The organism is Corallococcus macrosporus DSM 14697 (assembly GCF_002305895.1).
Classification (GTDB): domain Bacteria; phylum Myxococcota; class Myxococcia; order Myxococcales; family Myxococcaceae; genus Myxococcus; species Myxococcus macrosporus.
The window spans coordinates 4,992,262-5,013,764 of the sequence record NZ_CP022203.1; the positions used below are offsets into that span (position 1 = coordinate 4,992,262).

The 21,503-nt window shown below is 72.2% G+C and carries 7 protein-coding genes; 3 read left to right on the forward strand and 4 right to left on the reverse strand.

Annotation, left to right across the window (positions count from 1 at the left end; translation table 11 throughout):
* Position 1 precedes the first annotated feature (1 nt).
* Positions 2–13,387: a non-ribosomal peptide synthetase gene (locus MYMAC_RS20185; protein WP_239988911.1), complete on the forward strand. Its 13,386-nt coding sequence runs from the start codon at positions 2–4 to the stop codon at positions 13,385–13,387.
* Positions 13,384–13,848: a DUF2269 family protein gene (locus tag MYMAC_RS20190; RefSeq protein ID WP_013940698.1), complete on the forward strand. Its 465-nt coding sequence runs from the start codon at positions 13,384–13,386 to the stop codon at positions 13,846–13,848. The genes MYMAC_RS20185 and MYMAC_RS20190 overlap by 4 nt, the downstream gene beginning before the upstream one ends.
* Positions 13,849–13,934: 86 nt before the next feature.
* Here MYMAC_RS20190 and MYMAC_RS20195 read toward each other — a convergent pair whose 3' ends face one another.
* The 4 genes from MYMAC_RS20195 to MYMAC_RS20210 form a co-directional block, all read right to left on the reverse strand.
* Positions 13,935–15,452, reverse strand: coding sequence for a DEAD/DEAH box helicase (locus tag MYMAC_RS20195; RefSeq protein WP_095959262.1), 1,518 nt, complete (start codon positions 15,450–15,452; stop codon positions 13,935–13,937).
* Positions 15,453–15,802: 350 nt separating this feature from the next.
* The gene (fusA, locus tag MYMAC_RS20200; protein ID WP_095959263.1) at positions 15,803–17,911 is read right to left on the reverse strand and encodes an elongation factor G; all 2,109 of its coding nucleotides are present in this window, start codon (positions 17,909–17,911) and stop codon (positions 15,803–15,805) included.
* A gap of 436 nt (positions 17,912–18,347) precedes the next feature.
* The gene (locus MYMAC_RS20205; RefSeq protein ID WP_095959264.1) at positions 18,348–19,517 is read right to left on the reverse strand and encodes a cyclic nucleotide-binding domain-containing protein; all 1,170 of its coding nucleotides are present in this window, start codon (positions 19,515–19,517) and stop codon (positions 18,348–18,350) included.
* A gap of 123 nt (positions 19,518–19,640) precedes the next feature.
* Positions 19,641–20,117, reverse strand: a complete 477-nt coding sequence (locus MYMAC_RS20210) for an FKBP-type peptidyl-prolyl cis-trans isomerase (RefSeq protein ID WP_204816839.1) — start codon at positions 20,115–20,117, stop codon at positions 19,641–19,643.
* Between the two features lie 170 nt (positions 20,118–20,287).
* Here MYMAC_RS20210 and MYMAC_RS20215 point away from each other — a divergent pair, with 170 nt between their 5' ends.
* Entirely contained in the window at positions 20,288–21,493 is a 1,206-nt protein-coding gene (locus MYMAC_RS20215) for a metallophosphoesterase (protein ID WP_013940702.1), read from the forward strand.
* Positions 21,494–21,503: the final 10 nt, after the last annotated feature.

Sequence of the window (21,503 nt, forward strand, 5' to 3'; positions counted from 1 at the left end):
CATGACTTCAGAAGAGTCGATTGAGGACATCTACGAGCTCGCCCCCATGCAGCACGGCATGCTCTTCCACGCGCTGATGGAGCCCGGCGCGGGCATGTACGTGGAGCAGTTGAGCTGCGAGGTGCGAGGCGTCCTGCCCATCGAACGCTGGAAGGAGGCCTGGCAGCACGTCGTCGCGCGGCATCCCATCCTGCGCTCGGGCTTCCTCTGGGAGGGGCTGGAGAAGCCCCTCCAGGTCGTGGCGGTGGAGGCCAAGGTCCCGTGGCGCATCGAGGACGTCCGGCACCTGCCGGCGGACGCGCAGCAGCGCTGGATTGAAGACTTCCTGCGCCAGGACCGGCTCCAGGGCTTCGACCTGGGCGCTCCGCCGTTGATTCGCTGCGCGCTGCTGCGGCTCGACGACGCGCGGCACCTCTTCGTGTGGACGTACCACCACCTGCTGTTGGACGGGTGGTGCTTCTCCATCGTCCTCCGCGAGGTGCTGGGCGCCTTCGAAGAGGGCGTCGCGTCCCTGCCGCCCCCTGCCCGCCCGTACCGCGACTACATCACCTGGCTCCAGGAGCAGGACCCCGCCCGTGCGGAGTCCTTCTGGCGCGAGCGCCTCCAAGGCTTCAAGCAGCCCACGCCCCTGCCCTTCACGGAGCGCCAGGACGTCCGCGCATCCGCCGGTGACACGCAGCCCGAGGTCACCCTGAAGCTGTCACGCGAGCTCACCGCGCGGCTCGCGGGCTTCGCGAAGGCGCACCGCCTGACACTCAACACGCTGGTCCAGGGCGCGTGGGCGCTCGTGCTGGCCAGGGCGACAGGCACCGAAGACGTCGTCTTCGGCGTGACAGTCTCCGGCCGGCCCGCCGACCTGGTCGGCTCCGAGTCCATTGTCGGGCTCTTCATCAACACGCTGCCCTTGCGCGCGCGGTTGGACAGCGCGGCCACGGTTGCCGCGTTCCTGTCAGGGCTCCAGTCGCAACAGAGCGCGAGCGAGCCGTTCAGCCATGCCTCGCTGGCGGACATCCAGCGCGGGTCGGACGCGCCGCATGACCGGCCGCTCTTCGAGAGCATCCTGGTGTTCGAGAACTATCCGCTCGACGCCTCGACGCTCCTGCCGCGCAGTGGCCTCACCATCAGCGCGGTCAACACGCACGACCGCATCAGCTACCCGCTGGCCCTGGTGGCCATCCCGGGCGAGTCGCTGGAGCTGCGCGTGATGTACGCCGCGGAGGCGTTCTCCCGCTCCGCGGCCGGGCGCATTGGAAGGCTGCTGGAGGCCGCGCTGCAGTCGCTGCCTCACGCGAAGACGGTCGGCGACATCGACCTGATGGACGAGGCCGCCCGGCGTGCGTTGGCGGATTGGGGGCAGAACCACCGCGCTTTCGACGTGCCGGCGCCCGTCCCCGCCCTGCTGGCCCAGGCCGCGCCCGACGCGACGGCCGTGGTGGGGCCGGACGGCACGCCGCTCACGTACGGCGAACTCAACGCCCGCGCGGAACAAGTCGCACAGCACCTGCGCCAGCTTGGCGCCGGACGTGAGCGGCTGGTCGGCGTGTGCATCGGCAGGTCCGTGGAGATGGTGGTGGCCCTGCTGGGCGTGCTCAAGGCCGGGGCCGCCTACCTGCCCCTGGACCCGAACTACCCCGCCGAGCGCCTCGCCTTCATCGTGGGTGACGCCGCACCGGTCGCCATCCTGAACACGGGGGCGGACCCCATCGGGGATACTCGCATCCCCCGGCTCGACGTCACCCGTGTCCTGGGTGATGCGGACGTGCCCGCGTGGGAGCCCGCGCGGCCGGAAGACCTGGCCTACGTCATCTACACCTCGGGCTCGACCGGAGCGCCCAAGGGCGTCCTGGTGACGCACCGGAACCTGTCGAACCTGGTGTCCTGGCACACGGAGGCCTTCGGACTCACGGCGAAGGACCGGACGACCCAGGTCGCCAGCGTCGCGTTCGACGCCGCCGTCTGGGAAATCTGGCCAACGCTCGCGGCGGGGGCCACGTTGCACCTCGCGCCGCCCGAGCTGTCCAGCGCGCCCGCGGCGCTGGCGCAATGGCTGGTGGCGCAGCGAATCTCCGTCACCTTCCTGCCGACGGTGGTCGCGGAGGCGGTGCTGGCCCTGCCCTGGCCCGGTGACTGCGCGCTGCGCTTCGTGCTCACCGGCGGAGACCGGCTCCACGCCACGCCGCCGCCAGGGCTGCCGTTCCGGCTGGTGAACAACTACGGCCCCACCGAGACGACGGTGGTGGCGACCTCCGGCATCGTCGAGCCGGGAGGCCAGCACGGGCTGCCGTCCATTGGACGCCCGGTCGCCAATGCCCGCATCTACGTCCTGGACCGTCAGCGGCGGCCCGTCCTGCCGGGCGTCATCGGCGAGCTGTACATCGGCGGCGAGGGCGTCACCCGTGGCTACCTCAACCGGCCGGAGCTGAACGCGGAGCGCTTCGTCCCAGACCCGTTCTCCGGAGTGCCCGAAGCGCGCATGTACGCGAGCGGTGACTTCGCGCGGTTCCTTCCGGACGGGACGCTCGCGTTCCACGGCCGCGCGGACCGTCAGGTCCAGGTGCGTGGCGTGCGGGTGGAGCCCGGCGAAATCGAGGCCGCCCTGGCGGCGTACCCCGGCGTCACCGCGGCCGCCGTGGTGAGCGAGGCCCAGCGCCAGAACGGTGACGTGCGACTGATTGCGTTCGCCGCCAGCGACGGCGGCGCCGCGCCTGAGGTGGCCGAGCTCACGCGCCATCTCGCGATGAAGCTGCCCGCGGCCATGCTCCCCAGCCGCGTCATCGTCATCGACCGGCTCCCGCTCACGCCCAACGGCAAGGTCGACACCGCGGCGCTGGAAGCGCGTGCCCAGGAAGCGCAGCCGAGGACGGCGTCCGTGGCGCCCCGCACGCCCCACGAGGAGATCCTCGCGGGCATCTGGAGCGCGGTGCTCGGCCTGGAGCGTGTCGGCATCCACGATGACTTCTTCGACCTGGGCGGCCATTCGCTCAAGGCGACCCAGGTCATCGCGCGGACCCGTGAAGCCTTCGGCGTCGACGTCCCGGTACGCGCCATCTTCGAGCGCCGGACCATCGCGCTCCTCGCCGAGACGCTCTCGGGGCAAGCGGCCACCCTCGAGGCCATTCCGCGCCTGGAGTCGGTGGAAGACACGCCCGTCGCGCCGGGACAGGAGAGCCTGTGGTTCATCGACGCGCTCGGGGGCGACAGCGCGGCGTACAACGTCCCGCTGGTCCTCCGGTTCCAGGGCGCGCTCGACACAGCCGCGCTTTCGAGGACGCTCCAGCTCCTGGTCGAGCGGCATGAGGCGCTCCGGAGCACCTTCCATGACCGCGGCGGCATGCCCGTCCAGCGCGTTGAGGCTTCGCCCGCCTCCGTCCTGGTGAGCGAGGACACCTCCCCTGCCCTCCTCGCTCAGCGCATCGCGGAGGAGGTCGCCGCGCCCTTCTCACTGACCCGGGGCCCGCTCTTCCGCGCTCGGCACTTCCGGGTGACGGCGGACAGCCACGTCCTGGTCCTCAACCAGCACCACATCATCGCGGACGCGTGGTCCGTCGGGGTGCTGCTGCGCGAGCTGTGCGTCGTGTACGCCGCGCTGGTGAGCGGCGCCGAGCCGGGCCTGCCCGCGCTCCCCGTTCGCTATGCAGACTGGGCCGCGTGGCAGCGGCAGCGCCTGGAGTCTGGACGGCTGGAGGCGAGCATCACCTACTGGCGGGACGCGCTGAAGGGCGCGCCGACGGTGCTCGCGCTTCCCACCGACCGGCCTCGTCCCGAGCGGCAACGCTTCCACGGGAAGACGCACACCTTCGTGCTCGAGGCGCCGCTGGGCCAGCGGCTCGAGGCCCTGGCCCGGAGCTCGGGGGCCTCCCTGTTCATGACCCTGCTGGGCGCCTTCGCCGCGTATCTGGGGCGAGTCAGCGGGCAGGAGGACGTGGTGATTGGCTCGCCCGTGGCCAACCGCGACCGGCACGAGACGGAGGGCGTGGTCGGCTACTTCCTGAACACGCTCGCGCTCCGCGTGGACCTGTCCGGAGACCCGACGTTCTCGGAGCTGTTGCTCCGGGTTCGCAAGGCGGCGCTCGACGCCTACGCGCACCAGGACGTTCCCTTCGAGAAGCTGGTCGCCGCGCTCGAGGTGCCACGGGCCCTGGCCCACAACCCCCTGTTCCAGGTGATGTTCGTCCTCCAGGGACAGAGCGGTGGCGAGCTTCAGCTCCCCGGCGTCCGCGCCGAGCTGCAGGCGCCCGAGAGCGCGACGTCGAAGTTCGACCTCACCCTCTTCGCGGAGCCCCGCGACGGCGCGCTCGCGTGCAGCATCGAGTACGACACCGACCTCTTCGACGCGGACCGCATCGAGCGGATGGCCGCGCACCTGGGCCGCCTGCTCCAGGCCATCGCCGAGGAGCCCGAGCTCCACACGTCCGAGCTCCCGCTCCTCACCGGTGACGAGCGGCGCCTGTACGCGGACCTGAACCGCACCGAGCGCCGGTACACCGGCCGCACGCTCCCCGAGCTGTTCGCGCGTCAGGCGCGGAAGACGCCCGAGGCCATCGCCCTGGAGCACCACGGCGAGACGCGGACGTACCGGCAGCTCGACGAGGCCGCGGAGGCGCTGGCGGACCGGCTCGGCGCGCTGGGCGTGGGCCCGGGGGTCCGGGTCTCCCTTTGCCTGGACCGCTCCATCCAGGCGCAGGTGGCGCTCCTCGCGGTCCTCAAGGCCGGCGGCGCGTATGTGCCGCTCGACCCGGCGTATCCCGCGGAGCGCCTTCGCTACATGCTCGAGGACGCGGAGCCTCGCGTCCTCCTCACGGAGAAGAAGTACAGCGCCCTGCTCCCAGCGCAGGGGCTGACGCAGGTCCTCCTGGATGAGGCGGCGGCGCCTGCCGCGAAGACGTCGCGGCCCCAGGTGGAGCCGCGGCATCTGGCCTACGTGCTCTACACCTCCGGTTCGACGGGCAGGCCCAAGGGCGTGGCCATGCCTCACCGGGCGCTGGTCAACCTCATCGAGTGGCAGACGGAGCACGCCCGCCCCCTGCGGACGCTCCAGTTCGCGCCGCTCAACTTCGACGTGTCGTTCCAGGAGACCTTCTCCACCTGGTGTTCGGGTGGCACGCTGGTCCTCATCGACGAGGACACGCGGCGAGATCCGGACGCCCTCGCGGAGCGTCTCCACGCGGCGCGCGTGCAGCGGCTCTTCCTCCCGGCGGTGGCCCTCCACCATCTGGCCCAGGCGGCGCTGCGCACCGAGCACCGCGTGCCGGGCCTCGAGGAGGTCATCACGGCGGGAGACCAACTCCGCATCACCGACCCCATCCGCCGTTGGTTCCAGGAAGGTGGCAAGCGGCTGCACAACCACTACGGCCCCACCGAGTCGCACGTGGTGACGGCGCACGCGCTGGAGGGCGAGCCGAAGGACTGGCCCGGGCTGCCGTCGATTGGCCGGCCCATCGCCAACGCCGCGGTCCACCTGCTCGACGCGAACCAACGCCCCGTCCCCGTGGGCGTCCCTGGCGAGCTGTACCTGGCGGGCGAGTGCCTCGCGGACGGTTACCTGTCACGCCCGGACCTCACCGCCGAGCGCTTCGTCGACCTGCCCCTCGCTCCGCCCGTCCGGGCGTACCGCACCGGAGACCTGGGCCGGTTGTCGCGGGACGGCACCATCGAGTTCCTGGGACGCGCGGACGACCAGGTGAAGCTGCGGGGCTTCCGCGTGGAGCCCGGTGAGATTGAGCGCGCGCTGTGCGCCCACCCGGAGGTCCGGGACGCGGCGGTCATCGTGGATGGCGACGCTGCCCGCGAGAAGCGGCTGGTGGCCTACGTCGTCCCGGAGACGGTCCGGCTGGACGGGCTGCCCGGCTTCCTCGGCAAGGACCTGCCTGAGTACATGGTCCCCGCGCTGTTCGTGCCGCTCCCCGAGCTGCCCCGGACGCCCAGCGGCAAGGTCGATCGCCGCGCGCTCCCCGCGCCCGAGGCAGGGGTGCGGACCGACACGCCCACCGAGCCGCCCCAGACGCCCACGGAGGCCGCGGTGGCGCAGGCCTTCGAGCAGGTCCTGAGCCGAGGCCCTGTCGGGCGGAATCAGGACTTCTTCCAGCTCGGCGGCCACTCGCTGCTGGCGATGCAGGTGGTGTCGCGGATTCGCGGCTCGGTGGACGCCGCGCTGCGGGTGTCGGACCTCTTCGAGCACCCCACCATCGCCGCCCTGAGCCAGGTGCTCGACTCGCGGCGAGGCAGCCAGACGCTGACGCTCTCCCGGATTGAGCCCGCTCCGGAGGGCGCCGCGATTCCGCTGTCGTTCTCCCAGGAGCGGCTCTGGTTCCTGGACCAGCTCTACCCGGGCAGCGCGGCCTACAACCTGCCCATGGCGCTGCGGCTGACGGGGACGCTGGACGTCAGCGCCTTCCAGGAGAGCCTGCACGACATCGTCCGGCGGCACCCCGTGCTTGGGATGCGCTTCGTCGAACGGGATGGCCGCGTGTGGCAGGAGCCGCGAGCGAGCCAGGATGTGCCGTTCGAGCAGGTCACCCTGGGAGCGACGACCCCCGAGGCGCTGCGCGGCCTCATCGCGGAGGAAGCGGGACGTCCGTTCGACCTCACGAATGGCCCGCTGTTCCGCGCGAAGCTGTTCCGGCGCTCCGCAGCGGAACACCTCGTCGTCGCGACGATGCACCACACCGTCGGCGATGGCTGGTCCATCAGCGTGCTCGTGCGCGAGCTCTCCCAGCTCTACGCTGGACGCGTCTCCGGGCAGCCGGTGACGCTGCCCGAGCTCCCCGTCGACTACCTGGACTTCGCCTTCCAGCAGCGGCGGCACCTCCAGGGCGAGGTGCTGGAGAAGCGGCTCGACCATTGGCGGAAGACGCTCCAGGGCGCGCCGTCCGCCCTGGACCTGCCGATGGACCGGCCCCGTCCGCCCCGGACGAGCATGCGCGGCGCCACCGAGCGCATCGCGCTGGGCAAGGCGCTGAGCGACGCCATCGAGGCCCTGAGCCTGCGCACGGGTGGCACCAGCTTCATGGTCCTCATGGGCGGCTTCGCCGCCTACCTGTCGCGCATCACCGGGCAGGACGACATCGTCATCGGTACGCCGGTGGCCAACCGGGACCGCGCGGAGCTCGAGTCCCTGGTTGGCTTCTTCGTGGGGACGCTGCCGCTGCGCATCAACCTGTCCGCGAACCCGACCTTCGAGGAGCTGGTCGCGCGCGTGCGCGCCTCCGCGCTGGACGCCTACGCGTACCAGGACGTCCCCCTGGAGAAGATTGTCGAGGCGCTCGGCGTCGAGCGGAACCTGAGCCACGCCCCGCTGTTCCAGGTGATGTTGATGCTCCAGAACACCCCCGAGGGCCAACTGAGCCTCCCGGGCCTGTCATTGGAGCCCATCGACCTGGCGGTCGAGAGCGCGAAGTTCGACCTCACGCTGAGCTTCGAGCCCACGCGGGACGGGCTGGCGGGCGTCATCGAGTACAGCACGGACCTCTTCGACGCGGACCGCATCGAGCGGATGGTCTCTCACCTCCAGGTGCTCTTCGCGGACGCGGTGGCGCATCCGGAGAAGCGGCTGTCGGAGCTCGAGCTCCTCCCCGAGCAGGAGCGCGGCGTCGTCACCGCGTTCACCCAGGGGCGCGTGGTGGCGCCCACCCGGCACGTCCCCGCCTTCCGGTTCGTGGAGGAGCACGCGGAGCGGACGCCGGACGCCATCGCGCTGGAGCTGGGACGGGAGACGCTCACGTATGGCGAGCTGAACCGCCGGGCCAACCGCGCCGCGCACCAACTCATCGCGATGGGCGCCGGTCCGGAGAAGCTGGTGGCCCTGGCGGTGCCGCGCTCGTTCGAGATGCTCATTGGCCTGCTCGCCATCTGGAAGGCGGGGGCCGCGTACGTCCCGCTCGACCTGTCGTATCCGAAGGAGCGACTGGACGGCATCCTGGAGGACTCGGGCGCCGCGCTGATGGTGAGCACGCGTCCGGCGGCGCAGCGGTGGCGCGCGCCACAGGTCCGCACGCTCTGGCTGGACGAGCCCTTGGACTCGGCGCCCACGGGCAACCCGGACAGCGGCGTCCGCATGGAGAACGCCGCCTACGTCATCTACACGTCCGGCTCCACGGGCAAGCCCAAGGGCGTCATCCTGGAGCACCGGGGGCTGGCGAACGTCGTCGAGATGCAGCGGCACGAGCTGGGCGCGGACGCGAGCTGCGTCGTGCTCCAGTTCTCCTCCATCTCCTTCGACGTCTCGGTCTGGGAAATCGTCATGGCCCTGACCAACGGGGGCCGGCTCGTGGTGGCCCCCGCGGACACACTGCTCGCGGGTGACGAGCTGGCCAAGGTCCTGCTGGCCCACGGCGTCACGCACATGGTGCTGCCGCCGACGTCGTACGCGGCCCTCCCCACGGACCGCGAGTACCCCTCGCTCCGCCTGCTGACGTCCGCGGGCGAGGCCCTGCCGCCCGAGGTGGTGCACACGTGGGCGCGTCCCGGCGTTCCGTTCGTCAACGCCTATGGCCCCACCGAGGTGTCCATCATCAGCACGCTGGGCATGTGCCGACGGGAGGACCCGGGGACTCCGCCCATCGGGCGCCCCGCCCTCAACCTGGAGGGCTATGTGCTCGACCGCCACGGCGCGATGCTGCCCATTGGCGTCCCGGGTGAGCTGCACATCGGCGGTGTTGGTGTCGCGCGCGGCTACCTGAACCGGGAAGAGCTCACGCGCGAGAAGTTCATCCCGCACCCGTTCAAGCCCGACGCGCGGCTGTACCGGAGCGGTGACCTGGTCCGCTGGCGCAAGGACGGCAACCTCGAGTACCTCGGGCGCATCGACCACCAGGTGAAGCTGCGCGGCTACCGCATCGAGCTGGGGGAAATCGAGGCGGTGCTCGCCACCTATCCCGGCGTGGCGAAGGCCGTGGCCCATGTGTATTCCGCGGGCGCGCAAGGCGGCGTGAAGACCCTGGTCGCCTACGTCGTCTCGGCGGAGGCCGTGGACGCCCACGCGCTCCGTGAGCATGCCCGGAAGAAGCTGCCGGAGTTCATGGTGCCCGCGGAGTTCATCCGCCTGCCGGAGCTGCCCCTGTCGTCCAGCGGCAAGGTGGACAAGCGGCGCCTGCCGCCACCGCGCTTCGAGGCATCGGCAAACGAGACGCGCTTCGTCGCGCCGCGCACGCCGACGGAGAAGACCCTCACCGAGCTGTGGGAGTCGCTGCTGGAGCGCCGGCCGGTGGGGGCGGAGGACAACTTCTTCGACCTGGGCGGGCACTCGCTGCTGGCGGCGCAGGTCATGAGCCGCGTGCGCAGGTCCTTCGGCGTCGACGTGCCGCTCTCCGCCATCTTCGAGCAGCCGACGCTGGGCGCGCTGGCGGCGCTGATTGCCGCGAAGGAGGCCGCGCCGCAGCTCCCGCCGCTGGTCCGGATGAGGGGCACCGGGGACCGGCCACTCTCTTTCGCGCAGGAACGGCTGCGCTTCCTCGCCGAGCTCGAAGGCCAGAGCGCGGCCTACAACATCCCCATCGCGTTCACCCTGCGCGGCGCACTGGATGAGGCCGCGCTGCGACGGAGCCTCCAGCGCGTGCTGGAGCGGCATGAGGTCCTCAGGACGACGTTCCCGCTCGTCAACGGGCAGCCGGTGGCGCGCGTGGCTGACGCGGCGCTCACGCTTGCCACGGAGGATTTGAGCAAGCCCGGCGCGGCGTCCCTGGAGCAGCGGCTGGCCGAGGAGTCCGCCCGCCCCTTCGCGTTGGACGTGGGCCCCGTGGTGCGCGTGCACCTGTTCAAGCGCGCGGCTGACGAGCACACGCTCCTGGTGGCCATGCACCACATCGTGTCCGACGGCTGGTCCTTCGGCGTGATGATGCGTGAGTTCTCCGCGCTCTATGCCGCGGAGGTCCGAAACGAGCCGCTGGAGTTGCCCGCCCGCCCCATCCAGTACACGGACTACGCGGCGTGGCAGCGGAGCTGGCTCGACGGCCAGGCCCGGGAGCATCAGCTCGGCCATTGGCGGAAGGCGCTCGCCGGTGCGCCCGCCGTGCTGGACCTGCCCACCGACAGGCCCCGTCCCGCGGTCCGGAGTCACCGGGGCGCCACGGAATCGCTGGCGCTGGCCCCCGACGCGGCCCAGGCGCTCAGCGCGCTCTGCCGCGAGCACGGGGTGACGGCCTACATGGTGTGGCTCGCCGCCTTCGGCGCCTACCTGGGCCGGGTGAGCGGGCAGGAGGACGTCGTCATCGGTTCGCCCTTCGCGGGCCGCCGCATCGCGGAGACGGAGCCGCTCATCGGGTTCTTCGTGAACTCGCTGCCGCTGCGCATCGACCTGGGCGGCGAGCCCACGTTCCTGGAGCTGCTCCAGCGCGTGCGCCGGCAGGTGCTCGACGCCCATGAGCACCAGGACGTCCCGTTCGAGAAGCTGGTCGAGGCGCTCAAGCCCGAGCGCATGCTGGGGACGAGCCCCCTCTTCCAGGTGATGCTCGCGTACCAGCAGGCGCATACCTCGGAGATGGCGCTGCCGGACCTGGAGGTCACCCCGGTGGCCATCCCCAGCGGCGCCGCCAAGTTCGACCTCACCCTCACGCTGTCCGAGACGCCGCGCGGCTTCGAGGGCCAGCTCGAATACGACTGCGACCTCTTCGACGCCTGGCGCATCCAGGCGATGGTGCGGCAACTGACGGGCTTCATCTCCCGGCTGGCCGCTGCCCCACGCTCGAAGGTCGTGGACGTGGACCTGCTCAGCGCCGAGGAGCGTGGAAAGCGGAGTCCTCGCGCCCCGGAGCCAGCGCCGTCCCTGCCCGCCGTCCACGAGGCCATCGCGGCGCAGGCGGCGAAGACGCCCACGGCCATCGCCGTCGAGGCCGAGGACGGCACCCTCACCTACGCCGCCCTGGAGGCCCGGGCGAACGCCGTTGCCCAGGCCCTGGTCCAGCGCGGCGTCACGCCCGGGACACTGGTGGCGCTCGCCGTGGAGCGCTCCGTCGGGATGATGGCGGGGCTGCTCGGCATCCTCAAAGCGGGCGCCGCCTACGTCCCGCTCGACCCCGCCTACCCTCGCGAGCGCCTGGCGTTCATGCTCCAGGACAGCGGCGCGCGGGTGGTCCTCACCCAGGCCCACCTCGCGTCGACGTTCCCCGAGAGCGAAGTCGTCCTCCTCGGGGAAGCCACGCTGGACGCGTTCGAAACACGGAGCGGCGCGCTGGCGTACTGCCTGTTCACCTCCGGCTCCACGGGCCAGCCCAAGGGCGTGCTGATCGAGCATCCGGCCCTGGCGAACCACATGGCGTGGATGAACGACGCCATGCCGCTGGGCACCGAGGACCGCGTGCTCCAGCGCACGTCGCTCAGCTTCGACGCCTCCGTCTGGGAGCTGTTCGCGCCGCTGATGGCCGGTGCCCGGCTGGTGCTCGCGCCGCACGGCCTGGGGGCGGACACGGAGCACCTGACCCGCGTGCTGCGCGAGCGTGGCATCTCCGTGCTCCAGTTGGTGCCGTCGCTGCTGACGGCGCTGGTGGAGGAGCCCGGGTTCGCGAACCTCCCGGCGCTCCGGCGCGTCTGCGTGGGCGGCGAGCCCCTGCCCTCCGCGACCGTGGCTTCGGTCTTCCGTCACTCCCAGGCGGAGGTCTGGAACCTCTACGGCCCCACGGAGGCGACCATCGACGCGCTGGCGCACCGGTGCCTGCCCGGGCAGGTGGGCGCGCACGGCCCCACCGAGCCGATTGGCCTCCCCATCCACCGCATGGAGGCGCTCATCCTGGATGGCAAGCTCCGCCCCGTGCCGGAGGGTGTCCCTGGCGAGCTCTACCTCGCGGGCCCCGGTCTGGCGCGCGGCTACCATAACCGCCCGGAGCTGACGCAAGCGCGCTTCATCGAGCACGCCTTCCCGGGCGGCCCGACGCTGCGCATGTACAAGACGGGGGACGTGGTCCGCCGGCTCGCGGATGGCACGTTCCTGTTCGTGGGCCGCGCCGACCGGCAGGTGAAGCTGCGCGGACACCGCATCGAGCTGGGCGAGGTCGAAGCCGCCCTCGCCCGGCATCCGTCCATCCGGGAAGCCGTGGCGCTGGTGCGCGGCAGCGGTGGGGACTCCCGGCTGGTGGCCTTCGTGGTGCCCCACGCGTCCGCGCCCCGGCCCGACGCCACCGAGCTGCGGAGCTTCGTGGAGCGACAGCTCACGGCGAGCATGGTGCCCGGGCAGTTCGTCCTCCTGGACGCGCTGCCGCTCGCGCCCAACGGCAAGGTGGACACGCGGGCGCTCAGCGCGATGGAGCTCGCCGAGGAGCGCCGCACGGCCCTGGAGGGCCTGCCGCGTGACGCCCTGGAGCTGGAGCTGGTCCGGCTCTTCGAGGAGGTGCTCGGCGTGCCCGCCGTGGGCATCCACGACAGCTTCTTCGACCTGGGCGGCCACTCGCTGCTGGCGCTGAAGATGAAGCTCGCGGTGGAGAAGCGCCTGGGCCGCCCGCTCCCGCTGGTGTCCCTGTTCCGGCACCCGACGCCCGCGAAGCTCACGGCGGTCCTCCGCTCGGAGAACGCGGCCGTCTCTCCGCTCGTGCCGCTCACGCCGGAGGCCCACGCGCTCATGGCGGGGGGTGTGAATCCGAACCGGGCGCCGGTGCTCTACCTGGTGCCCGGTGGCGGCTCGACGCCGTTCTACCTGCTGTCCCTGGCCCGGCACCTGGAAGGCGTCGCCGTGTTCGGGCTCCAGCCCCAGGGCCTGGACGGCGAGGCGCCGCCGCACGAGACGGTGGAGGCCATCGCAGCGTGGTACGCGGACACCCTCCTCGCCCTGCAGCCCGAAGGGCCGTACTACCTCGGTGGGCATTCCATGGGCGGGCACATCGCCTACGAGCTGGCCCAGGAGCTGAAGGCGCGCGGGCGCGAGGTGGGCGCCGTCGCCATGTTGGACACCCTGGCGCCCTTCCCGGAGGTCACACGTCCTCAAGGCGAAGGCTGGGACACCGCGCAGTGGATGCTCCACCTGGCCGGCATCATGGAGGCGTTCTTCAACGTGAAGCTCGACCTCGTCCTGCCCGAGGTGCGCGCGATGAGCGAAGCCGAGCGGCTTCAGCTCTTCGTAAGCCGGCTCCAGGCCGCGGCCGTCCTCCCCGAGGGCGCGCAGCCCGTCCACGTGCAGGGCATCCTCAACGTGGCGCGGGCCCATGACGCCTTGAACTACCGTCCCCGCCGGGAGCAACCGGTGCCGCTGGTGGTGTTCCGCGCGGAGGACCGCAGCGGGCACAGTACCGAGGCGCTCGACGCGCTCGTGGCGGACAGCGCGCTCGGCTGGAGCCGGTTGACGCGGCAGTCCTGCACGGCCTACGCCGTCCCTGGCACGCACCTGTCGCTGCTCCGCGACCCGCACGCGGCGGTGCTCGCCCAGCACCTGCTCGCGCTCATGCCCCGTCCGACCCCCGCCCCATGAACGTCCACAATGTCCTGAAGCTCCTGCACCTCATCGCCGTGGTGGTGTTCCTGGGCGACATCGTCGTGACGGCCGTCTGGCGGCTGCTCGCGGACCGGACCCGCGAGCCGCGGGTGATTGCCTACGCCCTGCGCCTGGTGCAGTTCACCGACAAGTACCTGCTGGTGCCCAGCGTCTTCGCGCTCGCCCTCACCGGCATGCTGCGCGCGCACCTGCAGGGAATCCCGCTGTGGACGAACCCGGCGCTGGCCGCGGGGCAGGTCTGCTTCATGCTGTGCGGCGTCGTCTGGAGCCAGACGCTGCGCCCCATCCAGGCGCGGCAGTTGGCCATGGCCGAGGCGTTCCCCGCCACCGGCGCCTCGTTCGACGAGTACCTGCTGCTCACGAGGAAGTGGTTCCGCTGGGGCATCCTGGCCATGGCGCTGGCGTTCGGCTCCATGGCGCTGATGGTGCTGCGCTGAAACGCGAAAGGGAGCCCGCGCCCACTGGCACGAGCTCCCTTCCGTGACGTCAAGGGCGGCCCAAGCCGCCCGCGGGACTCAGCGGCTCAGAACCACTTCGGCGACGGCCGGCGCGGAGGCGGCGGCGGGGCCTCGGGCGCCTTCGCGGGGCCCTGCGCCACCGCACCCGCGGGACGGCCACCGCCGGAGCCCCGGGAGCCACCCTGGCCACCCCGACTGCCATTGCCGCCGGAGCCACCAGCGCCCTGCGCCGAGCGGCCGCCCTCGGGACGGCCCTGTCCACGGCCTCCGCCAGCACCACCTCCCCGGCCACCGCGGCGACGACGCGAGGCGCCCGCCGAGTGCCCGCCACCCCCACCGCCTTTGCCGGCCGGACGCGGCGCGCCCTGGGGACGGCCACCATTGCCCGATGAAGCACGGGCCTCCGGCGCGGCGCCCGTGGCGTGGCTCACCGAACGCGGCGCGGGCTGGCCCGAGCGGTACGGGTGGTCCTCCACCACCGGCACGTTGCGGCGGATGGTGCGCTCGATGTCGCGCAGGTACGCGCGCTCCTCGGCGTCGCAGAAGGACACCGCCGTGCCGCTGGCGCCCGCGCGGCCGGTGCGGCCGATGCGGTGCACGTACTGCTCCGGCACGTTGGGCAGGTCGTAGTTGACGACGTAGCTCAGCCCGTCGATGTCGATGCCGCGCGCGGCGATGTCCGTGGCCACGAGCACGCGCAGCGTCCCGGAGCGGAACTCGTCGAGCGCGCGCTCGCGGGCGTTCTGGCTCTTGTTGCCGTGGATGGCCGCCGAGCTGACGCCCGCGCCCTCCAGCTGCTTCGCCACCCGGTTCGCGCCGTGCTTGGTGCGCGTGAAGACGAGCGCGCGGGAGATGTTGCCTTCCTTCAGCAGGTGCGTCAGCAGGCCGCGCTTCTGCTCGCGCTCCACGAAGTACACCTGCTGGCTCACCGTCTCCGCGGTGCTGGAGGCGGGCGACACCTCCACGCGGATGGGGTCGGTGAGGATGCTGCGAGCCAGGTCCACGATGTCCGGCGGCAGCGTGGCGCTGAAGAACAGCGTCTGCCGCTTGGGCGGCAGCGCCTTGATGACGCGCCGCACGTCGTGGATGAAGCCCATGTCGAGCATGCGGTCCGCCTCGTCGAGCACGAAGACCTCGAGCGAGCGCAGGGACACGAAGCCCTGCTCCATCAGGTCGAGCAGGCGGCCCGGCGTGGCCACCAGCACGTCCACGCCGTTGCGCAGCGCCTGCACCTGGGGGTTCTGCCCCACGCCGCCAAAGATGACCGCGTGACGCAGGGGCAGCCCCTTGCCATAGGTCTGGAAGCTGTCACCCACCTGCCCCGCCAGCTCGCGCGTGGGCGTCAGGACCAGGCAGCGCACCGGCCGCGCCCCGCCCGCGGGCGCCTTGGCGGACAGCCGCTGGAGGATGGGGAGCGCGAAGGCCGCCGTCTTGCCCGTGCCCGTCTGGGCCACGCCCAGCACGTCCCGCCCCGTCAACGCGTGGGGGATGGCCTTCTGCTGGATGGGCGTGGGGGTGGTGTAGCCCTCCGCCTTGACGGCGCGCAGGAGGGTGTCGTGAAGCTGAAGTTCGTCGAAAGTCATGGGTTCCTGAGTTGAAGTGAGCCCGCTCCCTCCCTCGGGGGAGGAAGCCCGCGCAGCGCGCCCGTGCGGGCTCATGCCCAGGGCGCCTGGCGGTGCGCAGTCGGGCCCGACAGGCCGAACCGCTTTGGGAACGGATGGAAACAGGGCGTCAGCCCTACCCATTCCGGAGAATCGGCGGGCGACCCTGCACTTTCCTGTCCCGGAAGTCCCGTGAAATCAACGGCTTGCTTGCCGGTTTTGTGGCCCCGGGTGGACATTTGTACAGCGTCCAGGTCCTTCCACCTCGAAAGACCTGGAATGCCCCACGGGCCCCGGGAGCCCATGCGGGGCTCCCGGGAGCGCGCTTCACCTCAGGCCCGGGCTTCCGCCGGGAAGGAGGCCTGGAGGGCGTCCGGCACCGGTTCGTACGCGCCCAGGCGCATGCTGGCCTGGGCCCGCCCCTGGGTGCGGCCCCGCAGCCCCGTCACGTAGCCGAAGAGGCTGGCCATGGGCACCCGCGCGGAGACGAGCCGCGCCACGCCGCGCGCCTCCATGCCCAGCACCCGCCCCCGCCGCGCCGCCAGGTCCCCCAGCACCTCGCCCAGGTACTCCTCGGGCGTGGTGACCTCCACCTCCATCACCGGCTCCAGTTGCCGCACGCCCGCCCTCCTCACCGCCTCCTGTAGCGCCAGCGAGCCGGCCACGGCGAAGGCCTGGGGCGTGGAGTCACGCACGTGCGTGTCGCCATCCACCAGCCGCACCTCCACGTCCACCAGGGGCACGCCGTCCCGCACGCCTCGGGCCATGGCGCCCGCCACGCCCTTCTCGATGGCGGGCACCAGTTCCTTCGGGATGGTGCCGCCGCGCGTGTCATCCGTGAAGACGAGCCCCGCGCCGCGCGGCGCCGGGCCCACGTCCAGCACCACGCGCGCGTACTGTCCGGGCCCGCCCGACTGGCGGACGTGACGGTACTCCTGGCGCACCTGGCACCGGAGCGTGTCACGCCAGGCCACCTTGGGCTGGCCCACGCGGGCCTCCACGCCGTACTCCGTCCTCAACCGGTCCACGACCACCTCCAGGTGCAGCTCACCCATGCCGGACAGCAGCACCTGGCCGCTCTCCGGGTCCACGCCCACCTTCAGCGACGGGTCCTCCGCCGCCAGCCGGTGAAGGCCGTCCTCCAGCTTCGTCAGCTCCGCGGGCGAGCGCGCCTCCACGGCGAGCTGCACCACGGGCTCCATGGCACCCAACGACTCCAGCACCACCGGCGCGGCCGGGTCGCACAGCGTGTCGCCCGTGCGCACGCCCTTCAGGCCCAGGGCCGCGCAGATGTCCCCCGCATGCACCTCCGCCACCTCCTCGCGGCGGTTGGCATGCATGAACATCAGGCGCCCCACCCGCTCACGCTTCCCCGTGGCGGGGTTGAGCAGGACGGTGCCCGCGCGCAGCGTGCCGGAATAGACGCGCAGGAACACGATGCCGCCCACGGCCTTGTCGCTCATCAGCTTGAAGGCCAGGGCCGCTGGCGGCCCCGAGTCGGACACGGGCCGGGACACACGCTCCTCCGAGCCCGGGACAAAGCCCTCCACCGCGGGCAGGTCCGACGGCGCGGGCAGGTAGTTGACGATGGCGTCCAGCAACATCTGCACTCCCTTCTTCTTGAAGGCCGACCCGCACAGCACCGGCACCAGCATCCGCGTCAGGGTGCCCGCGCGCAGCGCGCGCTCCAGGTCCTCCACGGTGATGGCGTCCAACCGCCCTTCCACGAACTTCTCCAGCACGGTGGCGTCCGCGTCCGCGCACACCTCGATGAGCCGCAGGCGCTGGGCCTCCACCTCCGCCCGCACCGCCTCCGGCACCGCCTGCCCTTCCACGAAGGTCCCGTCCTCCGCGTCGAACGTCACCGCCCGCATGCGCACCAGGTCCACCAGGCCGCGGAACTCCGAGCCCTCGCCCAGGGGCCACTGCACGGCCACCGGGCGCGCGCCCAGCCGCGCCTGGATGGACGCGACGCTCATGGCGAAGTCCGCGCCCACCTTGTCCATCTTGTTGAGGAAGGCGATGCGCGGCACGCCGTAGCGGTCCGCCTGCCGCCACACCGCCTCCGACTGCGGCTCCACGCCCTGGCTCGCGTCGAACACCGCCACCGCGCCGTCCAGCACGCGCAGCGAGCGCTCCACCTCGATGGTGAAGTCCACGTGTCCCGGGGTGTCCAGGATGTTGAGGCGGTGGGGCACCCCCGCGCCGGGCCCCTGCCGGGGTTGCCAGAACGCGGTGGTGGCCGCGGACGTAATCGTGATGCCGCGCTGCTTCTCCTGCGGCAGCCAGTCCAGCTCCGTGGAGCCGTCGTGGACCTCGCCCACGGAGTGGATGCGGCCGGTGAAGAAGAGCACGCGCTCGGTGAGCGTCGTCTTCCCCGCGTCGATGTGCGCCATGATGCCGATGTTGCGGTACCGCTCGATGCGCGTGTGGCGAGACATGGAGGACTCCTGTTCCCGTCGGGCAGCGAGGCCCGCGGGTCGTGTTTGAAGGCGCCGGTTGGATTGAAGGGCGACGCCGCGGAGGCCTCGGCGGCACGCACGCGCGACTCGCCGGAAGCGGCACGTCAGGCCCGCTCAGGGACGCGTGAGGACACACGAAGCCGCGGCATGAGTCAGGCGGAGCCGGGACTCACGGCGCACGGGAACCAGACCACCCGCGCGCCGGAGCACCCCGGTCCGCCTGCTCAAATGTCGAGCAGAACCTCGTGACGGGGGGCGAGGCACACGTCCGCCGCCGGCGCGAAAGCGCGCGCGTTCAGCAGGGCGTTGAAGGAGACGGGCCTCATGATGCGCTTGAAGCAAAGCACAGACGCCGTGTTGTCAATCCGGGCGCCGGTGTGAAACGCCGGGCCCGGAAAGACAGACACGCGCGCCGTCAGGTGCTCAGCGCCCGGACACGCGCCGCGAGGTTGTGCGTGAACAGGCGGAAGATGCGCAGCGCCGCCGCCTCGTGCGTGTCCAGATAGTGCTGGAAGCCCGCGCGGGTGATGCGCAGCGCGCGGACCGCGGTGCGCGCGCGGACCTGCGCGGACACGGGCGCGTCCTGCACCAGGGAGATTTCCCCCAGGTACGCGCCAGGCCCCAGCGTGTTGAGCTGGCGCGCGTCCGCCTCCGGACCGCTGAACACGTCCACCGCGCCCTCCAGGAGCACGAACAAGCCGCTGCCCGCCGAGCCCTTCTCCAGCAGCACCGCGCCGGCGGGGATGAGCACCTGCCGGGCCACGCGGTACAGGTCCTTCATGTCGTCGAGCGACAGCTCCCCGAAGATGGGGATGGCCTTCAGGTAGTGGTAGCCGTTGGACTCCGGCGCCGCCGCGTTCGACGGCAGCCGGGCGATGACGGCCTCGGCCTCGGCGTCCATGCCCAGGCGGCGCAGCAGCCGGGCCTTCTCCGCGGCCAGCGCCGGGTCGGCCCGCGCCGTCTCCGAGCCGCGCATCGTGTCGGCCAGGAGCGCCAGCGCGCGCCGCGTGAAGCCCTCGCCGTCCAGCAGCTTGCACATGCGCAGCACGGACTCCAGGTGGCGCGGGTCCCCCGAGGGCACGCTGGCCAGCGCCTCCACCTCCGCGTGCGGCTGGCCCAGCTCCCGGTAGAGCTGCGCCGCTTCATACGGCCGGCCCAGGCGCACCAGGCAGTGCGCCATGGCCTCGCGCGCGCCCAGGCCCCGGTAGGCCTCCAAGGCGCGCTCCATGGCCCCGCCCCGCTCGAAGGCGGCCGCGGCGCGCTCCACCTCGCCCGCGCGCAGGTACGCCTCCGCCGCGTCCACGTAACGGCCGCCCTGGACGTACAGCTCCGCCACCAGGGCCGCCGCGCCGCAGCCATCCAGCAGGCGCGCCGCGCCCGAGAAGTCACGGGCCTGGCGCAGCACCTCCGCCAGCCGCTGCCGCTCCGCCACCGCGGCCTGCGCCGCTTCCTTCTGGAGCCGCTCGCGCTGGGAGCTCCCCAGCTCCTCGTAGAGCTGCGCCGCCACCTCGGGCGACGGCTGCGTCAGCAGCGCCTGGAACGCCCGAGGGACCTCCACACTCAACTCCGCTTCGGACACCGACATCACTCGCCTCCCCCATTCCGGTCCGGGACACCCCGTGCGTCCAGGCCGGTCCACGCCGGCCCGGACTCCCCGGAAGACAAGGAAATCCTATATCACGTCGGCGAGCTGCGTCCCGCGCTCCCTTCAGCGGACGGACACCAATTCGGTGTCGAAGATGAGCACCGTGTACGGCGGGATGCGGCCGCCCGAGCCGGTGGCGCCGTAGCCCAGCGCGGAGGGGATGACGAGCCGGCGCCGTCCCCCCACCCGCATGCCCGCGATGCCCTCGTCCCAGCCCTCGATGACCTCGCCCGCGCCCAGGGTGAAGCTGAAGGCCGGCCCGTTCCCGGTGGCATCGAAGCTGCGGCCGTCCGGCAGATAGCCCGTGTAGCGCACCTGCACGCGGCTGCCCGCCTGGGCCAGCGCGCCGTCCTCGGCGACGAAGGTGTCCTGGATGTAGAGCCCGCTGGGCAGCAGCGTCATCTGGGCCAGGTCCACGCCCAGGGACTCCGCGTACGTCACCTTGGTGGGGTCCCCCGAGTCGGGGTTGACGCTTTCGTCGTCTCCACAGGCGAGCAGCGAGACGGCCAGGAGCATGGGGACCAGCAGGGAGCGGAGCATGAGGACCTCGAAGGGGTGCGCGGGCCGGGAATCGGCCTCACGGGACGGCGAAGCCTGCCCCGGCCGGGCGGCGCGGGAAAGGGGCCTGGGGTGCGCCCGCGCCAGCTTCCCGCCTGCCCCCCTGGAATCCTGGAGCGCGACGGGAGGGCTTCCGTTATGCAGCATCCCCGATGCCACGCTGGGTCAGCCTGCTCCTCTTCTTCGTTCCCGTGCTCGCCGTGCTGCTGGTGGGCCACGTCTACCTCTACCGCCGGCTCGTCCGGGACGTGACGCGGCGTCAGGGGACGCGGCGCGCCGCGCAGGGCCTGTTCGCCGTGGGCTTCGTGGGCGCGCTGGGCTCACGGGCCATTGGCGCGGCGCTGCCCTCCGAGGGCGCCCGGAGCCTGGGCATCCTCTTCCTCCTGTGGACTGGCCTGGTCCTCTACCTGCTCATGTTCACCCTGGCGGTGGACGCGGTGAGGCTCCTGGCCGCCTGGCGCGCCCGCCGCCAGGCGCGTGGGGCGGAGGGCGCGCGGGCGACCCCTTCCGCGCCGGTGTCGCCGGAGCGCCGGGCCCTCCTGGGACAGGGGCTCGCGATGGGCGCGGGGCTGGCGGGCGTGGCGGTGAGCGCCTATGGGAGCTGGCGCGCCTACCACCCACCCGACGTGCGCGACATCCCCGTGCGGCTGCCGAACCTGCCGCGCGCGCTGGAGGGCCTCACCCTGGTCCAGCTCACCGACATCCACATCGGCGGGGTGATTCAGCGCCGCTTCATCGATGACCTGGTGGCGCGCACCAACGCGCTCAAGCCGGACGTCATCGCCATCACCGGAGACCTGGTGGACGGCTCGGTGGACGCGCTCGGCGGCTTCGCGGGCGGCCTGGGCAGGCTGAGCGCGCGGTACGGCACCTGGTTCGTCACCGGCAACCACGACTACTACTCCGGCGCGAACGCGTGGGTCGCCTTCCTGGAGGGGCTGGGCATCCACGTCCTGCGCAACCGCTCGGTGTCCATTGGCGACGGCGCGGCGTCCTTCCAGCTCGCCGGCGTGGATGACTGGAGCGCCCACCGGATGGGCGAGCGTGGGTATGACCTGGACGCGGCGCTGCGCGACGTGCGGCCCGACCGGGCCTCGGTGCTGCTGGCGCACCAGCCGTCCAACTTCGACGAGGTGGCCCGGCGCGGCGTGGGGCTCCAGGTGTCGGGGCACACGCACGGAGGGCAGATGTTCCCGGGCAACCTGATGGGCGACCTCATCTGGGGGGAGCGCAACGCGGGCCTGAGCCGCACGGGCGACTCGCTCATCTACGTCAGCCGGGGCTGCGGCTTCGTGGGCCCGCCCATGCGCGTGGGCGCGCCCCCGGAGATTGCCCGCCTGGTGCTGCTGCCCGCGTAGCCCGCCGCCG